The following is a 15142-nucleotide window of genomic DNA, read 5'->3' on the forward strand; positions in this document are numbered from 1 at the left end:
GCCATGCTATCCAATCGCGCACGACTTATTGTCAAGACCATGGTGCTGACCCTGCTGGGGGCAGGGCTGATCGGCGCCGTCATCGGCCTGATCGTGCTGCGCGGCGGCTTCTACAATATCGCCGCCACCCAGCAGCACTACCCGCTGATCTACACCGTCTTCGAGGAAGGCTTGCAGTACTCGGTACAGAACCATGCGCGCCATATCCAGGTGCCTGAGGGACTGGGCACGCGCGAGCAGGTGCTGCGCGGCGCCGCCGTCTACAAGGCCAACTGCATCGGGTGCCATGGCGGGCCGGGCGTGGCACCACTCAAGCAGGGCATGAGCATGCAGCCGGTGCCGGGGCCGCTGGTCGACGCCGACGTCAACTGGGAAACCCGCGAGCTGTACTGGATCACCCGCAACGGCATCAAGATGAGCGGCATGCCGGCCTGGGAATACCACCTGAGCGATAGCGACATCTGGGCCGTCGTCGCCTTCGTGGCGACCATGCCGGACATGACGCCGGAGGATTTTCGCCGCCTGACCTCGGCCCAGGACGCCGCGGCAAACGCAACGCAAGGAGAGCAGCCATGAGCGCAGCACGCATCCCGGCGATGATGGCGCTGGCCGTGCTGGTGGCGGCCTGCGGGCCGACGCGGCCGGCGCCCGGCATCCAGGGCGACCCCGAACGCGGCAAGATCGCGCTGACCCAGTATGCCTGCCATTCCTGCCACGCCGTGCCGACCGTCGCCGGCTCGAAAGTCTTTGTCGGCCGTCCGCTCGAGGACATGGCCGAGCGCCGCTACATCGCCGGCAAGGTGCCCAATACCCAGGCCAACCTGGTGCGCTGGATCATGGATCCGCAGGCGATCGACCCGGGCAACGCGATGCCGGCCATGGGCGTGAGCGAGCGCGATGCGATCGACATCAGCGCTTATCTGCTAAGCCAGTAGCCGATCCTTGGTATCATCGCCGGTTTGACGCGGGCCGCCACGGCCTGCGCGTTCACGACCGAGGAAGAATCATGAGATTGGTGCGCTATGGCCGCCCTGGCAAAGAGAAGCCGGGCCTGTTCGACGAAGAGGGCCGCCTGCGCGACCTGTCCGGGATCATCGACGACATCGATCCTTCGCAGCTTTCCAGCAAGGCGCTGCGCAAGCTGGCGAAAGTCGACCAGAAAACCCTGCCGCTGGTGCGCGGCAACCCGCGCCTGGGCGTGCCGGTCAAGGGCGTCGGCAAGTTCATCGGCATCGGCATGAACTATGCCGACCACGTTGCCGAGACCAAGTCCGCGATGCCGAGCGAGCCGGTGTTCTTCACCAAGGCGATCAGCTCCCTGAACGGCCCGGACGATGTTATCCAGCTGCCGAAAGGCGCGAAGAAAACCGACTGGGAAGTCGAGCTGGGCGTGATCATCGGCGAGCGCGCGCAGTATGTGAGCGAAGAAGAGGCGCTGAAGTACGTGGCCGGCTACTGCGTGGTCAACGATGTCTCGGAGCGCGCCTTCCAGTTCGAGATGGGTTCGCAGTGGGACAAAGGCAAAGGCTGCGACACCTTCGGCCCGGTCGGCCCCTTCCTGGTCACGCGCGACGAAATCCATGACGTGCAAGACCTCGACCTCTACCTGGAGCTGAACGGCAAGCGCATGCAGACCGGGAATACGTCGAGCATGATCTTCAGCGTGGCGCAGATCGTCAGCTACGTGTCGCGCTTCATGACCCTGGAACCGGGCGACATCATCACCACCGGCACCCCGCCGGGCGTGGGCATGGGCCGTTCGCCGCAGCGCTTCCTGAAAAAAGGCGACCAGCTGCGCCTGGGGATCGCGGGGCTGGGCGAGCAGCAGGCCGAAGTCGTCGCGTTTCCAAAGTAAGACTTAGAGCCTATCCCGGTAGGTGGGGGGAAGCTCATGGCGATGCACACGCTTGCCAGGCGCGCCAGGAGCGACTCCCACCTATCGGGATAGGCTCCTAATCCGGCATGCGCCAGTCGCCCTCTTCGGGCACGCTGGTGCGCGCCGTATTCATCACCATGGCCAGGAAGGTGTAATAGCCGTTGATCCCGATGAGATCGACCACGCCGTGCTCGCCGAACAGCGCGAGCGCATCGGCATACACCGGGTCCGACACCGCCTTGTGCTCGTGCAGCTCGATGCAGAAGTCGTGCACCACCGCCTCGTCCACCAGCATGTCGCGCGGCCGCTCGCGCGCCGCGATGGCCGCGATGACCGACGACGGAATCCCCACCTGGGCCGCGATCGGCGCGTGGATCGCCCACTCCACCTGCTGGTCCCACTGGCGCGCCGTGACCAGGATCGCCAGCTCCGACAACCGTGCCCCGATCGCGCTGCGGTAGCGCAGGTATTCGCCCATGCGCTGCGCATGGCTCATCAGCTCGGGACTGCGCAGCAGCGGCACGAAGGGCCCGTAGACCGCTCCGCGCGGGCCGGCGGCGATTTCCCGTGCGGCGGCGCGCTGGGCGTCGGTCAGTTCGTGCTCAAGGATGGGGCCCAGACGCTCGCCCATATGCTCGCTCATGTGTTGTCCGTTAGTGATCCCAGGAAAATATTCGCACGGCCTGCGCTAAAAATCAAAAGAAGCCGTCGTCTGCGCGCTTATCGTCAAGTGTCGTCCCTACTGGAGGAGAGCCTGTCATGAGCCACATCATCCACCGCAGCCTGCGCCAGGTGCCGCCCCTCGCGGCCGGCGGCGAGGGCATCCTGCTACGCGACAGCAATGGCAAGACCTATATCGACGCCAGCAGCGGCGCCGCCGTATCTTCGCTGGGCCACGGCCACCCGGACGTGATCGCCGCCATGCACCGCCAGATCGACCGCTGCGCCTACGCCCACACGGCTTTCTTCACCACCGACGTGGCCGAGCAGCTGGCAGCGCGTCTGGTCGAGGGCGGGCCGCCGGACATGGGCGGCGTGTACTTCGTCTCGGGCGGGTCCGAGGCGATGGAGACCGCGCTCAAGCTGGCGCGCCAGTACTGGGTCGAGACGGGCGAGCCGCAGCGCACGCGCTTTTTGGCGCGCCGCCAGAGCTACCACGGCAACACCCTCGGCGCGTTGGGCGTGGGCGGCAACGAGTGGCGAAGGCAGCCCTTTGCGCCGCTGTTGAAGGACGCGCTGCGGGTCTCGGCCTGCTACGAGTATCGCGGCCGCGCGGCCCACCTGAGCGTGCACGACTACACCGCGGGCCTGCTCGACGAGCTCGAGACGACCATCCTGCGCGCGGGCGCCGAGAACATCATCGCCTTCGTGGCCGAACCGGTGGTCGGCGCGACCGGCGGCGCGATCCCGCCCACGCCGGGGTACTTCCAGGGCGTGCGCGAGATATGCGACCGCCATCGCATCCTGTTCATCGCCGACGAAGTCATGTGCGGCATGGGCCGCACCGGCACCATGTACGCGATCGAGCAGGACGGCGTGGCGCCCGACATCGTGGCCGTGGCCAAGGGCCTGGGCGCCGGCTACCAGCCGATCGGCGCGGTGCTGGCGCACAAGGCGATCGTTGACTGCCTGCGCAGCCGCAGCGGCATGTTCCAGCATGGGCACACCTATATCGGCCATCCGGTGGCCGCCGCGGCGGCACTGGCGGTGCAGCAGGTGATCGAGCGCGACGACCTGCTGGCGCGGGTGCGCAGCCGCGGCGCGGTCTTGCGCCGCATGCTGGGAGACGTGTTCGGGGTGCACGACCACGTGGGCGACATCCGCGGCCGCGGGCTGCTGCTGGCGCTGGAATTCGTGAAGGACCGCGAGACGAAGGAGCCGTTCGCGCCCGAGCGCAAGCTGCACGCGGCGCTCAAGGCCGAGGCGATGGCGCGCGGCCTGCTGGTCTATCCGATGGGGGGAACGATCGATGGGCAGCATGGCGACCATGTGCTGCTGGCGCCGCCGTTCATTGCGACCCCGGCCGACCTGTCGGAGATCGTGTCGCGCCTGGGCGATGCGGTGGAGGCGGCGCTGTCGACGTGACCGCGCCGCCAATGGGTGGCGACGTTTTGCGACGAGTTAGGCGACGACCTTGCGAATCCACTTCGCCATATCTTGCACCTCTTCCAGGCACAGCGTGTGCTGCATCTGGTAGGCATGCCACTCGACCTGGTAGCCGAGCGATTCGAGCACCTTGCGCGAATCTTCGGCGCGCGCGAACGGCACCACCGGATCCTGCACGCCATGCGCCATGAAGATCGGCGTGGCGAGGCTGGCCTCATGGCGCTCGGCGCCGGCGACGCCCGCCAGCGGCAGGTAGCCCGACAGGCACATCATGCCGGCCAGCGGTTCCGGGTGGCGCAGGCCCGTCTGCAAGGTCATCGCGCAGCCCTGCGAGAAGCCGGCCAGGATGATGCGCGAGGCCGGGATGCCGCGCTCCTTCTCGCGCGCGATCAGTGCTTCGACCTGCAGCTGCGAGGCGCGCAGGCCGGCTTCGTCTTCGCGCCGCACCAGGTCGGTGGCGACGATGTCGTACCACGAGCGCATCACATAGCCGCCGTTGATCGTCACGGGCATCGTGTTCGCATGCGGGAACACGAAGCGGATGCCGGGCAGGCCGGACAGGTCCAATTCGCGCACCATCGGCACGAAGTCGTTGCCGTCGGCGCCCAGGCCATGCAGCCAGACGATGGCAATGGACGGATTCGGCGCGGTTTCGATCTCGATGTTTTCAAGCAGCTGGGTCATGGCTCTCTTTTGTTAGGCGACGGGCGGGCGCAAGGCCGATTTGGGGCGGAAGGTCTTGCTCACCGCCGGATTGGTTTCCATATACGGGCCGCCGATCAGGTCGATGCAATAGGGGACGGCTGCGAAGATGCCGCCGACGACGGTGTTGCCGGCGTCGTCCTTCAGCCCCTCGAGGGTTTCCTTGATCGACTTCGGCTGGCCTGGCAGGTTCATGATCAGGGCAGCATGAGCGTCGGTCTCCCGAATGACGGCGGTCTGGCGCGACAGGATCGCGGTCGGCACGAAGCGCAGGCTGATCTGGCGCATCTGCTCGCCGAAGCCGGGCATCTCCTTGGTGGCGACGGCCAGCGTGGCCTCGGGCGTGACGTCGCGCCGCGCCGGACCGGTGCCGCCGGTGGTCAGCACCAGGTGGCAGCGTGCCGTATCGACCAGTTCGACCAGGGTCGCTTCGATATTGGCGCGGTCGTCGGGGATCAAGCGCGTTTCGACACGGAAGGGCGTGGTGATCGCCCCCGCCAGCCATTCGTTCAGGGCCGGAATGCCCTTGTCTTCGTAGACGCCACCGCTGGCGCGGTCGGAGACCGACACCAGGCCGATCACCAGTTCCTGGTTATTCGCGCTGTTACTCGGATTCTGACTCGTCATCGTTGCCTTCTTCTTCAGCGTCGGCGTCGGTTTTCTTCTTCTTGCCCAGGTCCTTCAGGATCTGGAAGATCTCGCGATAAGCCTTCGGTGGCTTGGACTCGGCGACTTCCTTGCGCGCATTGCGGATCAGGGTGCGCAGGTGCTGGACGTCGAGTTCCGGGTTTTCTTCGAGCAGGGTGGTCAGCGCCTTGTCGTCGGCCAGCAGCTTTTCGCGGCGGCGCTCGAGCGCGTGCAGGGCGGCCGTCTCGGCCTTCGAGGCGCCTTTCCAGCTGTCGATGGTGCGCTGGATGACGGCGATTTCTTCCTCGTCCAGGGTACGCATCTTCTTGCCCACGAACTGCAGGGCGCGGCGGCGGCCTTCGTGGTTGGTGATGGTCTGGGTCTCGAGGATGATGTCGCGAATATCGTCCGGCATCGGCACGCGCTTGACGCGGTCGCGCGGGGCTTCGACGAGCTGTTCGCCGAGCTTTTGCAACTCGTTCGACTGGCGCTTGAGTTCCGATTTGGATGGGCGGTCGTATTCGGGTTCGAATTCGTTCGACTGGAAGCCGACCGAGCCGCGATTTGGATTAGGCATGATATGAATGGATTTGATTGGCGCAGGGCCGATCAGTGAAAACTGTAAACGGCTGCTATGATAACTGTTTTAGGGCCTGCCACGAAAAACACCTATGAACGACACCGCTTTTACCCACACCCAGGATCAGCTCAAACAGCTGGCGCGCGACGTGCTTGCGTTTGCCCGCGAGCAGGGCGCGACCGACGCCTCGGTCGAGATCAGCGAGGGGAGCGGTTTGTCGGTTTCTGTGCGTAAAGGCAACATCGAGACGATCGAGCAAAACAAGGACAAAGGCCTTGGCGTGACCGTCTACGTGGGCCAGCGCCGCGGCAATGCCAGCACCTCCGATTTCTCGACCACCTCGCTCAAGGCGACCGTCGAGGCGGCCGCCAATATCGCCCGCTTCACCGCCGAGGACGATTGCGCCGGCCTGCCGGATGCCGATCTGCTCGAAACGAACCCGCGCGATCTGCGCCTGTTCTACCCATGGCAGATCGACACCGAACAAGCCGTCGAGCTGGCCAAGCGCTGCGAAAACGCCGCTTTCGAGGTCGACAAGCGCATCACGAATAGCGAAGGCGCCAGCGTCTACGTGCAGCAGTCGCATTTCGTCGGCGCCAACTCGCGCGGCTTCATCGGCGGCTACCCGTTCTCGCGCCACACGATCTCGGTGGCGCCGATCGCCGGCAAGGGCAATGGGATGCAGCGCGACGACTGGTATACCTCGTCGCGCAATCCGAAAGAGCTGGCCAGGCCCGAGAAAGTCGGCCGCTACGCCGCCGAGCGCGCACTGGCCCGCCTGAACGCACGCAAACTCAATACCCGCACCTGCCCGGTGCTGTTCGAAGCACCGCTGGCCGCGGGCCTCCTGGGCGCCTTCGTGCAAGCCGTGTCGGGCGGCGCGCTGTACCGCAAGTCGACCTTCCTGCTCGACACGCTCGGCAAGCAGGTCTTCCCATCGCATATCCAGGTCGTCGAAGACCCGCACCTGATCGGCGCGGTCGGCTCGGCGCCGTTCGACGAAGAGGGCGTCAAGACCGTGCGCCGCAAGGTCATCCAGGATGGCGTGCTGCAGGGGTACTTTTTGTCTTCTTACTCGGCGCGCAAGCTGGGCATGCAGACCACCGGCAATGCCGGCGGCTCGCACAATCTCGAGATCGTCTCGAAGGACACGCGCCGCAGCGACGATTTCGAAGGCATGCTGCGCAAACTCGGCACGGGCCTGCTGGTGACCGAACTGATGGGCCAGGGCGTCAATTACGTGACCGGGGACTATTCGCGCGGCGCTTCCGGCTACTGGGTCGAGAACGGCATCATCCAGTATCCGGTCGAAGAAATCACCATCGCCGGCAATATGCGTGAGATGTTCCAGCAGATCGTTGCTGTTGGTAACGACACCCTCGTGCGCGGCAACAAGACCACCGGCTCGATCCTGATCGAGAAGATGGTCATCGCCGGCAACTAAAGGAAGAGTGCCATGGGCCGATTCGTCCGTATCGACAAGGAAAGCAGCCCCAAGACGGTGCTGCTCAATCTCGACCTGGTGGCCACGGTCGAGCTGGCCCCGCAATCCGACCTGCTCAGCTCGGGCGGCGCGGACAGCCGCAAGGTGTACGCCACCTTTCTCGCGCCGGATAAAACCGCGATCGCGAGCCTGCATTTCGATAGCAGCGACGATGCGAACGCGTGGGTGCAGTCGCACCTCGGCGTGGCGCTCTAGTCCGGCGCCACCCCTGCGCCAAAGCGCTCCGCATACAGGCTGCCTACCCAGTCGATGAACACCCGCACCCGCGGCGACAGCTGGCGGTGGAAGGGATACAGCGCGCACACCGGCAAGTCGGGACATGGCCACTCTGCCAGTACCTGGACCAGGCGCCCGGTCTTCAAATGTTCTTCCAGCCTGAAACGTGGCACCTGGATCAGGCCGCAACCGGCCAGCGCAGCGCCCGTATAGCACTCGGCGTCGCTCACCGACAGCCAGCCATTGGCCGCAAACTGCGTCACCTGGCCATCCACCATGAGCGTGAACGGAAACTGGTTGGGATTACCTCGTGAAAAAAATCCGATTCCGCGATGCTGCGCCAGGTCGCGCGGATGGCGCGGCACGCCATGCCGGGCCAGGTAATCCGGGCTCGCGCAGATCATCTCGGGCAGGTCGGCCAGCTTGCGGGCAACCAGCGTGGAATCGCGCGGATGCCCGGCGCGGACCACGCAATCGATGCCTTCCCCGACCAGGTCCACCAGGCGGTCGCCGCTGCTGAGCACCACGTCGATGTGGGGATAGCGGTCGTGGAATTCGCCGATGCGCGGCAGGATGATCATGGTCGCATGCGCGCCGTGCAGGTCCAGGCGCAGCGACCCGCGTGGATCGGCGATGTGGGTGCTGAGCGACGCTTCGGCATCTTCCAGTTCGGCCAGCACACGCTTGCTGCGTTCATAGAAGGCCTGGCCATCCAGGGTCGGCCTGACCTGGCGCGTGGTGCGTTCGAGCAGGCGCGCGCCGAGCCGTTTTTCGAGCTCCTTGATGGCGTGGGTCGCGGTCGCACGCGGCATGCCAAGCACCTGGGCCGCCTCGGTGAAGCTTTCCCGTTCCACGATCCGAATGAAGAGCTTTAATGCATCGAAACGGTCCATTGTTGAGAAATGATGGATTAATTAGCCAATTTCAGCATCTTTATCCAAGCGGCGTCAACCGGCAAGATGGGCAACCGATCACGACACCAAGGATGAACGATGAATACGCGCCACCACGACACCGGCCCGGCTGCAGCGCACGAACGCCTGCTGGTTCCACAGCTGGAGAGCGTCTACCGGCACGCCGAACCCGTCCTGTATGCCCTGTTGCGCCTGGTCTTCGGCATCGTCATGCTGACTCATGGGCTTCCCAAGGCGCTGGGCGTTTCGCATGGATCGATGGCCGATCCGATGGCGGGATCGACCCGGCTGATCCAGGATGTGATGGGGTTGCCGTTCGCGCCGCAGCTGGCTTTCCTTGTCATGCTGCTGGAAACGGGCGGCGCGCTGATGCTGGCGCTGGGATTCTGGGCGCGGCCGGTCGGCCTCCTGATCGCCCTGCAGATGGCGGGCATCTGCTACGCGCTCGGCCCCACCTGGCCCTGGATCGACCGTGGCATCGAATTTCCCTTCCTGATGGGTTTTCTTGCGCTGTACATCGCGGTGCGCGGCAGCGGCCGCTTCGCGCTGGATCGGCGGCTCGGGATGTCGATCTGACGCGGGCGCACGATGAAAAACGCTCCGGCTTGCGGAGCGTTTTTCATCGGTAGAGCGTTTATTTGACCGCGCGGATCGCGTTCAGCACCGGCTGCAGCACCGCCGCGCCCAGGCGCGCGCTGCGTGCGCCGTCCCAGCCGACTTGCGGATCCGGGTCGTTCGCATTGTCCTTGAACGGCAGTTCCAGCGTCAGCGACAGGCAGCCGAAGGCGTGGGTGATGTGCGACGAACCCATGGTCAGGGTCTCGTCGGTGTAGGGCGTGGCGCCGTAGCCGTGCACGTCCTGGAAGTCCGGGCTGGCGATCTTGAAGTCGGCGATGAAGCGGTCTTGTGCTTCGCCCTGTTCCTTGGTGAAGTTCGGGAGCGATTCGCTGCCGGCCACGAACACATAGGGCAGGCCTTCGTCGCCGTGCACGTCCAGGCACAGGTCGACGCCGGTCTCGTGCATCTTCTTGAGCACCAGGAACACCTCGGGGCTGCGCTCCATGCTCGGATTGAGCCATTCGCGATTCAGGTTGGCGCCGGCGGCATTGGTGCGCAGGTTGCCGCGCACCGAGCCGTCCGGGTTCATGTTCGGCACCACGTAGAACACCGATTCCTTCAGCAGCTGGCGGCCGAACGGGTGGGCCGGGTCGAGCAGCGCGTCGAGCATGCCTTCGACGAACCATTCGGCCATCGTCTCGCCAGGGTGCTGGCGTGCGATGACCCACACCTTCTTTTTACCTTCGGCAGGCTCGCCGATCACCAGCAGGTTCAGGTCGCGGCCGTCGACGGTCGAACCCAGGTCGAGCATGCGCACGTTCTCGGCCATCTGGGCGCGGTCGAGCAGCTCCAGGTGGCGTTCCCACGAGTACGGCTCGAAATAGGCGTAATACACGCTGTCCATGCCCGGGGTGTGCTCGATGGTGAGCACCTGGCCATCGAACGCGGTCGGCACGCGGAACCAGTTCACGCGGTCGTAGCTCGCCATCGCCTGGTAGCCTTCCCAGCCGGCCGGATAGGCGGCGTTGCCGGCGTTGAGCAGGCGGATGCTGCAGGCTTCGCCTTGCGCGCCCTGCAGGCGGAAGTAGAACCACTGGATGATGTCGGCGTGCGAGTCCTTGCGGATGTTCAGGTCGATGGCGTTGGCGCTCGTGGCGTTCACGACTTCGATGGCGCCAGCGTCGAATTGGCTGCTGATCTTGATAGACATGGTGTTGTCCTGTGTTGGGAAAGGCGTCGAAGCGGAAATGATACCCGCTTTTGGGCGTGGTCTCGTGGTCCGCTTGTCAATCCCGCAATCCGCCGAAGCGGCCGTGATAGGCAGCGTCGGCGCCTGGCGTTGCCGGGTCTTCCTTGCGCAGCATGACCAGCACGTGCTCCTCGGCGCGCGCATGGCACAGGCGGTAGATTTCACGTGCCAATGCATGGGCGTCGGTCCCCGGCCACGGCTGTGGCAGCAGGGCCAGCGGCAGCATCGGATCGTGCAGCTGCACCCGGCGGTAGGCGTGGATCAACAGGGTACGGATCGCGAACGCCTGCTCGGGACTGAAGTCTCCCGTCGCCAATAGCGCTGGCAGCGGCGCGAAGCTGTCGATGAAGCCGCGATAGGCGGCCACCACGGCGTCGAGATTCCAGCAGTCGCCGACCAGCTCGGGCAAGGGGCGCGAGGCCATGCCCGGCAGTTCGTCCACCTGGCACACGAACACCTTGTCGGTGGCATCGGCGCGTGCCAGGATCTCGCGCAGCGTGTCGCGCTCGGGGGCAGGATGCGCCATCACGCCTGTCGCCAGCATCGCAAAACCTTCCCACTCGAGTTCCTTGCGCAGCAAGGTGCGCAATTCGCTGTCGATGCTGCCGCTTTTTCCATGCGGCGCCAGTACAAAAGTCCAGCGGCCGTCCCAGTCCAGGCCGGGCGCCGAATAGATGCGGCGGTTGGCGCGTTCGAAGCGGGGCAGCGCCTTCGGCTCGATTGCATAGCGGCTGCGGCGGCCTTCGCGACTGGCCGTCAGCCAGCCTTCCTGCACCAGGCGAAACACGCTGGTGCGCACCAGCCGGTCGCCCACGCCCAGCGGCGCCAGCAACTCGATCATGCTCCCCAGCCAGAAACCCCCGCCGTGCTGCGCGATCGTGTCGCCGCACACGGTCACCACCAGCGACTTGTGGCGCGGCGGATCGGTGGCCAGGCTGTGGGCGATCCACTCAGTGCAAGACAGTCGTTTCATGATGGCAATCAAGTTTTCGTGCAGTGATATGATTCAAAATTATTGTGTACATCAAGTTTTTTGTATCGTATTATGATTCGGACGGGTTTGCAATTGTAGAGAACCACGGAGACGAGCTATGTACGCACAAATGGTGGAGACCGGCCTCAAGAAAGTCCGCACAGAACAGGACATGAGCGCCGAAGAGCAGGCGTTCCAGGCGCGCATCGACGCCGGGATCAAGATCGAACCGAAGGACTGGATGCCGGAAGCGTACCGCAAGACGCTGATCCGCCAGATCTCGCAGCACGCGCATTCCGAGATCGTCGGCCAGCTCCCTGAGGGCAACTGGGTGACGCGCGCGCCGACCCTGCAGCGCAAGTCGGTCCTGCTGGCCAAGATCCAGGACGAGGCCGGCCACGGCCTCTACCTGTACAGCGCCGCCGAGACGCTGGGCGTGTCGCGCGACGAACTGCTGCAGGCCCTGCATGCCGGCAAGGCCAAGTATTCGAGCATCTTCAATTATCCAACCCTGAGCTGGGCCGACATGGGTGCGATCGGCTGGCTGGTCGACGGCTCGGCCATCATCAACCAGATCCCGCTGTGCCGCTGCTCGTATGGGCCGTACGCCCGCGCCATGGTCCGCGTCTGCAAGGAAGAATCCTTCCATGCGCGCCAGGGCTACGACATCATGATGGCGCTGGCCAGGGGCACGCCCGAGCAGAAGGCAATGGCCCAGGATGCGCTCAACCGCTGGTGGTGGCCTTCGCTGATGATGTTCGGTCCGTCCGATGCCGAATCGGTCAACAGCGCGCAATCGACGGCCTGGCGCATCAAGCTGTTCTCGAACGACGAGCTGCGCCAGCGCATGGTCGACCAGACCGTGCCGCAGGCTGAATACCTGGGCCTGACGGTGCCTGACCCCGACCTCAAGTGGAATGCCGAACGCGGCTCCTACGATTTCGGCGAGATCGACTGGTCCGAGTTCCACAACGTCCTGAAGGGCAACGGCCCCTGCAACCGCGAGCGCCTGCGTACGCGCGTAAAAGCCTGGGACGACGGCGAATGGTTCCGCGACGCCCTCGTCGCCCACGCCGACAAGCAAGCCGCCAAACAAGCCGCCGCGTAGGGTTGGCGGCTTCGCCGCCGACGCGTTCAACCTATGTTCGCGCTATCTGTACGCATCACGGAGACACATCATGAGCAAAGAATGGCCCCTGTGGGAAGTCTTCATCCGCAGCCAGCACGGCCTCGCCCACAAGCACGTCGGCAGCCTGCACGCCCCTGACGCCGAAATGGCGGTCAACAACGCACGCGACGTCTACACCCGCCGCAACGAGGGCGTCTCGATCTGGGTCGTGCGCGCCGCCGACATCGTCGCCAGCAGCCCGTCCGACAAGGAATCGCTGTTCGAGCCGGCCAACAGCAAGGTCTACCGCCACCCGACCTTCTTCCCGATGCCGGAAGAAGTGAAAAACCTGTGAGTGCGCAGATGGACGCCAAATTCCAGTACCTGCTGCGCCAGGGCGACAATGCCCTGATCCTGTCGCAGCAACTGTGCCAGCTGGTCGGCAAGGGCCCCGCGCTCGAGGAAGACATGGCGCTGTCCAATGTCGCCCTCGACCTCCTGGGCCAGACCCGCATGTGGCTGGCGTATGCCGGCGAACTCGAAGGAAAAGGCCGCGACGAAGACCGCCTCGCTTTCCTGCGCGACGCTCACGATTACCGCAACTGCCTGCTGGTCGAGCAGCCCAACGGCAGCTACGCCGACACCTTGACCCGCCAGTTCCTGTTCGATACCTGGCACTACTTCCTGATGGACGGCCTGACCCGCTCGAGCGATGAACGCATCCGCGAGATCGCCGCCAAGTCGATCAAGGAAGTAACTTACCACCTGCGCCGCAGCGGCGACCTGGTGGTGCGCCTGGGCGACGGCACTGACAAGAGCCGCGCCATGATGCAGGCCGCGCTCGACGAGCTGTGGATGTATAGCGGCGAGATGTTCATCTACGACGAGATCGACAACGCGATGGTAGGGCAGGGCGTCGCTCCGCCGGTCGATGCGATCCACAAGCAGTGCCTCGACCACATGGCCGAGGTGTTTGCGGACGCCACGCTGACCATGCCGTCGCCCGAGGCCTGGATGCAGCGCGGCGGCAAGCAGGGCCGCCACAGCGAACGCCTCGGCTTCATCCTGGCCGAGATGCAGTTCCTGCAGCGCGCCTATCCGGGATCGAGCTGGTAATGACTGCCCAGGACGTCAGCGTCGAACAGGTCTGGAGCTGGCTCGGCGACGTCGCCGACCCGGAGATCCCGGTCATCTCGGTGGTCGATCTCGGCATCGTGCGCGACGTGCGCCTGGAAGACGACGCCTGCGTGGTCACGATCACGCCAACGTATTCCGGCTGCCCGGCGATGGGAGTGATCTCGGATTCGGTCAGCGAAGCCCTGCACGCGCACGGCATCGGGAACGTCCGCATCGAAAGCCGCCTGTCGCCGGCCTGGACCACCGACTGGATGAGCGACGCCGGCAAGGCGGCATTGAAAGGCTACGGCATCGCGCCGCCGGTGCAACAGGCGATCGACATCAGCGGCCTGCACGCCGGCATCCGCCGCCGCGCGGCGCCCGACGTCAGCTGCCCGCACTGCGGTTCGCCCCATACCCAACTGACCAGCGAATTCGGCTCGACCCCGTGCAAGGCGCTGTACAAGTGCCTCGACTGCCGCGAGCCGTTCGACTACTTCAAATGCCACTGAGGCCAGCATGAGCAAGTTCTATCCACTGACCGTCTCGAAAGTGAAGCACGAGACGCGCGACGCCATCGCCGTCACCTTCGACGTCCCGCCCGAGCTGAAGGACACCTTCGCCTACCGCCAGGGCCAGTACCTGACCCTGCGCACCACGATCGATGGCGAGGACGTGCGCCGCTCCTATTCGATCTGCTCGGCCGTGCAGGACGCGCAGCTGCGGGTGGCGATCAAGCGCTGCAGCGGCGGCCTGTTCTCGGGCTGGGCCAACGAGCACCTCCAGCCCGGCATCACCCTGGACGTGATGCCGCCGAGCGGCAACTTCAACGTGCCGCTCGACGCGACCAGCAGCCGTCACTACCTGGCCTTTGCCGCCGGCAGCGGCATCACGCCGATCCTGTCGATCGTGAAGACCACGCTGCAGGCCGAACCGGAAAGCCGCTTCACCATCGTGTACGGCAACCGCGCCTCGTCGAGCGTGATCTTCCGCGACGAACTGACCGACCTGAAAGACCAGTACATGGGCCGCCTGCGCCTGGTGTACGTGATGAGCCGCGAACAGCAGGACATCGAACTGTTCAACGGCCGCATCACCGAAGAAAAATGCGGCCAGTTCCTGCGCCACTGGATCGACATCAAGGACATCGACATCGCCTTCATCTGCGGCCCCGAAGACATGATGCACGGCGTCTCGCGCTCGCTGCAGGGAGCCGGCCTGGCCAAGGAACAGATCCGCATCGAGCTGTTCGCCGCCAGCGCACCGACGCGCGAGCGCAAGCCGCGCGCCGTGGCGTCGGAGGCACGAAACCTGACCGAAGTGACCGTGATCATGGACGGCAACGCCGCCAGCTTCACAATGGACAAGGACAAGGAATCGCTGCTGGACGCCGGCCTGCGCGCCGGGCTGGACATGCGCTACTCGTGCAAGGGCGGCGTGTGCTCGACCTGCCGCTGCAAGGTGCTCGATGGCGAAGTCGAGATGGACGTGAACTACGCGCTCGAGGACTACGAAGTCGCCCGCGGTTTCGTGCTGAGCTGCCAGAGCTTCCCCGTCACCGACAAGGTCGTCGTCGACTTCGACATCCACGAATAACAGCTGCGACGTCATGA

General features: G+C 65.1%; 19 protein-coding genes. 12 read left to right on the forward strand and 7 right to left on the reverse strand.

All coding sequences use genetic code 11. The features are described 5' to 3' along the window. Positions 1-3 precede the first annotated feature (3 nt). The 3 genes from E8M83_RS18175 (at position 4) to E8M83_RS18185 (ending at position 1855) form a co-directional block, all read left to right on the forward strand. Positions 4-576 carry a cytochrome c gene (locus E8M83_RS18175; RefSeq protein ID WP_137174762.1) on the forward strand — a complete coding sequence of 191 codons (573 nt, stop codon included), beginning with the start codon at positions 4-6 and terminating at the stop codon, positions 574-576. Beyond that, positions 573-935, forward strand: a complete 363-nt coding sequence (locus E8M83_RS18180; protein WP_137174763.1) for a cytochrome c family protein — start codon at positions 573-575, stop codon at positions 933-935. The genes E8M83_RS18175 and E8M83_RS18180 overlap by 4 nt, the downstream gene beginning before the upstream one ends. A 71-nt stretch (positions 936-1006) precedes the next feature. Then, positions 1007-1855, forward strand: coding sequence for a fumarylacetoacetate hydrolase family protein (locus E8M83_RS18185; protein WP_137174764.1), 849 nt, complete (start codon positions 1007-1009; stop codon positions 1853-1855). Positions 1856-1952: 97 nt separating this feature from the next. Here the strand turns inward: E8M83_RS18185 and E8M83_RS18190 are convergent, their stop codons facing one another. After that, the gene (locus E8M83_RS18190; protein WP_137174936.1) at positions 1953-2507 is read right to left on the reverse strand and encodes a carboxymuconolactone decarboxylase family protein; all 555 of its coding nucleotides are present in this window, start codon (positions 2505-2507) and stop codon (positions 1953-1955) included. Positions 2508-2635: 128 nt separating this feature from the next. On the opposite strand from E8M83_RS18190, the gene E8M83_RS18195 reads away from it, so the two are divergent. Then, positions 2636-3961, forward strand: a complete 1326-nt coding sequence (locus E8M83_RS18195; protein WP_137174765.1) for an aspartate aminotransferase family protein — start codon at positions 2636-2638, stop codon at positions 3959-3961. A gap of 36 nt (positions 3962-3997) precedes the next feature. On the opposite strand, the gene E8M83_RS18200 is transcribed toward E8M83_RS18195, so the two are convergent. From E8M83_RS18200 to yjgA, 3 genes are read right to left on the reverse strand one after another with little or no spacing between them, the layout of a single operon-like run. After that, positions 3998-4666 (reverse strand): alpha/beta hydrolase, encoded by a 669-nt coding sequence (locus E8M83_RS18200; protein ID WP_137174766.1) that lies wholly within the window; start codon positions 4664-4666, stop codon positions 3998-4000. Between the two features lie 12 nt (positions 4667-4678). Next, the gene (gene mog / locus E8M83_RS18205) at positions 4679-5311 is read right to left on the reverse strand and encodes a molybdopterin adenylyltransferase (RefSeq protein WP_137174767.1); all 633 of its coding nucleotides are present in this window, start codon (positions 5309-5311) and stop codon (positions 4679-4681) included. Further along, on the reverse strand, positions 5289-5888 hold the full coding sequence (yjgA, locus tag E8M83_RS18210) for a ribosome biogenesis factor YjgA (RefSeq protein WP_137174768.1): 600 nt from the start codon (positions 5886-5888) through the stop codon (positions 5289-5291). Before yjgA ends, mog begins: the two co-directional genes overlap by 23 nt. A 94-nt stretch (positions 5889-5982) precedes the next feature. On the opposite strand from yjgA, the gene pmbA reads away from it, so the two are divergent. Together pmbA and E8M83_RS18220 are read left to right on the forward strand one after the other, a co-directional pair. Beyond that, complete coding sequence (gene pmbA / locus E8M83_RS18215; RefSeq protein ID WP_137174769.1) at positions 5983-7335, forward strand: metalloprotease PmbA; 1353 nt, start codon at positions 5983-5985, stop codon at positions 7333-7335. Positions 7336-7347: 12 nt separating this feature from the next. Beyond that, entirely contained in the window at positions 7348-7590 is a 243-nt protein-coding gene (locus E8M83_RS18220) for a hypothetical protein (protein ID WP_137174770.1), read from the forward strand. On the opposite strand, the gene E8M83_RS18225 is transcribed toward E8M83_RS18220, so the two are convergent. Next, complete coding sequence (locus tag E8M83_RS18225) at positions 7587-8504, reverse strand: LysR family transcriptional regulator (RefSeq protein WP_137174771.1); 918 nt, start codon at positions 8502-8504, stop codon at positions 7587-7589. The two genes, E8M83_RS18220 and E8M83_RS18225, sit on opposite strands and share 4 nt — an antisense overlap. Before the next feature lie 99 nt (positions 8505-8603). Here E8M83_RS18225 and E8M83_RS18230 point away from each other — a divergent pair, with 99 nt between their 5' ends. Beyond that, the gene (locus tag E8M83_RS18230) at positions 8604-9101 is read left to right on the forward strand and encodes a DoxX family protein (RefSeq protein WP_137174772.1); all 498 of its coding nucleotides are present in this window, start codon (positions 8604-8606) and stop codon (positions 9099-9101) included. Positions 9102-9159: 58 nt separating this feature from the next. On the opposite strand, the gene E8M83_RS18235 is transcribed toward E8M83_RS18230, so the two are convergent. Next, positions 9160-10293, reverse strand: a complete 1134-nt coding sequence (locus E8M83_RS18235; RefSeq protein WP_137174773.1) for a M14-type cytosolic carboxypeptidase — start codon at positions 10291-10293, stop codon at positions 9160-9162. A 76-nt stretch (positions 10294-10369) separates the two neighbouring features. Continuing rightward, on the reverse strand, positions 10370-11305 hold the full coding sequence (gene paaX / locus E8M83_RS18240) for a phenylacetic acid degradation operon negative regulatory protein PaaX (protein ID WP_137174774.1): 936 nt from the start codon (positions 11303-11305) through the stop codon (positions 10370-10372). Between the two features lie 118 nt (positions 11306-11423). On the opposite strand from paaX, the gene paaA reads away from it, so the two are divergent. The 5 genes from paaA to paaE all read left to right on the forward strand — a co-directional run bounded on the left by paaA (position 11424) and on the right by paaE (position 15125). Next, positions 11424-12413, forward strand: a complete 990-nt coding sequence (gene paaA, locus E8M83_RS18245; protein WP_137174775.1) for a 1,2-phenylacetyl-CoA epoxidase subunit PaaA — start codon at positions 11424-11426, stop codon at positions 12411-12413. A 70-nt stretch (positions 12414-12483) separates the two neighbouring features. Then, the gene (gene paaB / locus E8M83_RS18250; protein ID WP_137174776.1) at positions 12484-12768 is read left to right on the forward strand and encodes a 1,2-phenylacetyl-CoA epoxidase subunit PaaB; all 285 of its coding nucleotides are present in this window, start codon (positions 12484-12486) and stop codon (positions 12766-12768) included. An 8-nt stretch (positions 12769-12776) separates the two neighbouring features. Continuing rightward, complete coding sequence (paaC, locus tag E8M83_RS18255; protein WP_137174777.1) at positions 12777-13529, forward strand: 1,2-phenylacetyl-CoA epoxidase subunit PaaC; 753 nt, start codon at positions 12777-12779, stop codon at positions 13527-13529. Next, the gene (gene paaD / locus E8M83_RS18260) at positions 13529-14041 is read left to right on the forward strand and encodes a 1,2-phenylacetyl-CoA epoxidase subunit PaaD (RefSeq protein WP_137174778.1); all 513 of its coding nucleotides are present in this window, start codon (positions 13529-13531) and stop codon (positions 14039-14041) included. The genes paaC and paaD overlap by 1 nt, the downstream gene beginning before the upstream one ends. A 7-nt stretch (positions 14042-14048) precedes the next feature. After that, entirely contained in the window at positions 14049-15125 is a 1077-nt protein-coding gene (paaE, locus tag E8M83_RS18265; protein ID WP_137174779.1) for a 1,2-phenylacetyl-CoA epoxidase subunit PaaE, read from the forward strand. Positions 15126-15142: the final 17 nt, after the last annotated feature.

The organism is Massilia sp. HP4 (assembly GCF_005222695.1).
Classification (GTDB): domain Bacteria; phylum Pseudomonadota; class Gammaproteobacteria; order Burkholderiales; family Burkholderiaceae_D; genus Telluria.

Excerpts from the sequence above, each read along its gene's own strand:
- E8M83_RS18200 (WP_137174766.1), bottom strand. The coding sequence starts at position 4,666 with ATGACCCAGCTGCTTGAAAACATCGAGATCGAAACCGCGCCGAATCCG.
- paaC (WP_137174777.1), top strand. The coding sequence starts at position 12,777 with ATGGACGCCAAATTCCAGTACCTGCTGCGCCAGGGCGACAATGCCCTG.
- E8M83_RS18235 (WP_137174773.1), bottom strand. The coding sequence starts at position 10,293 with ATGTCTATCAAGATCAGCAGCCAATTCGACGCTGGCGCCATCGAAGTC.
- E8M83_RS18230 (WP_137174772.1), top strand. The coding sequence starts at position 8,604 with ATGAATACGCGCCACCACGACACCGGCCCGGCTGCAGCGCACGAACGC.
- paaE (WP_137174779.1), top strand. The coding sequence starts at position 14,049 with ATGAGCAAGTTCTATCCACTGACCGTCTCGAAAGTGAAGCACGAGACG.
- paaA (WP_137174775.1), top strand. The coding sequence starts at position 11,424 with ATGTACGCACAAATGGTGGAGACCGGCCTCAAGAAAGTCCGCACAGAA.
- E8M83_RS18225 (WP_137174771.1), bottom strand. The coding sequence starts at position 8,504 with ATGGACCGTTTCGATGCATTAAAGCTCTTCATTCGGATCGTGGAACGG.
- mog (WP_137174767.1), bottom strand. The coding sequence starts at position 5,311 with ATGACGAGTCAGAATCCGAGTAACAGCGCGAATAACCAGGAACTGGTG.
- paaB (WP_137174776.1), top strand. The coding sequence starts at position 12,484 with ATGAGCAAAGAATGGCCCCTGTGGGAAGTCTTCATCCGCAGCCAGCAC.
- pmbA (WP_137174769.1), top strand. The coding sequence starts at position 5,983 with ATGAACGACACCGCTTTTACCCACACCCAGGATCAGCTCAAACAGCTG.
- E8M83_RS18220 (WP_137174770.1), top strand. The coding sequence starts at position 7,348 with ATGGGCCGATTCGTCCGTATCGACAAGGAAAGCAGCCCCAAGACGGTG.
- E8M83_RS18190 (WP_137174936.1), bottom strand. The coding sequence starts at position 2,507 with ATGGGCGAGCGTCTGGGCCCCATCCTTGAGCACGAACTGACCGACGCC.
- paaD (WP_137174778.1), top strand. The coding sequence starts at position 13,529 with ATGACTGCCCAGGACGTCAGCGTCGAACAGGTCTGGAGCTGGCTCGGC.
- E8M83_RS18185 (WP_137174764.1), top strand. The coding sequence starts at position 1,007 with ATGAGATTGGTGCGCTATGGCCGCCCTGGCAAAGAGAAGCCGGGCCTG.
- E8M83_RS18180 (WP_137174763.1), top strand. The coding sequence starts at position 573 with ATGAGCGCAGCACGCATCCCGGCGATGATGGCGCTGGCCGTGCTGGTG.
- yjgA (WP_137174768.1), bottom strand. The coding sequence starts at position 5,888 with ATGCCTAATCCAAATCGCGGCTCGGTCGGCTTCCAGTCGAACGAATTC.
- paaX (WP_137174774.1), bottom strand. The coding sequence starts at position 11,305 with ATGAAACGACTGTCTTGCACTGAGTGGATCGCCCACAGCCTGGCCACC.
- E8M83_RS18195 (WP_137174765.1), top strand. The coding sequence starts at position 2,636 with ATGAGCCACATCATCCACCGCAGCCTGCGCCAGGTGCCGCCCCTCGCG.
- E8M83_RS18175 (WP_137174762.1), top strand. The coding sequence starts at position 4 with ATGCTATCCAATCGCGCACGACTTATTGTCAAGACCATGGTGCTGACC.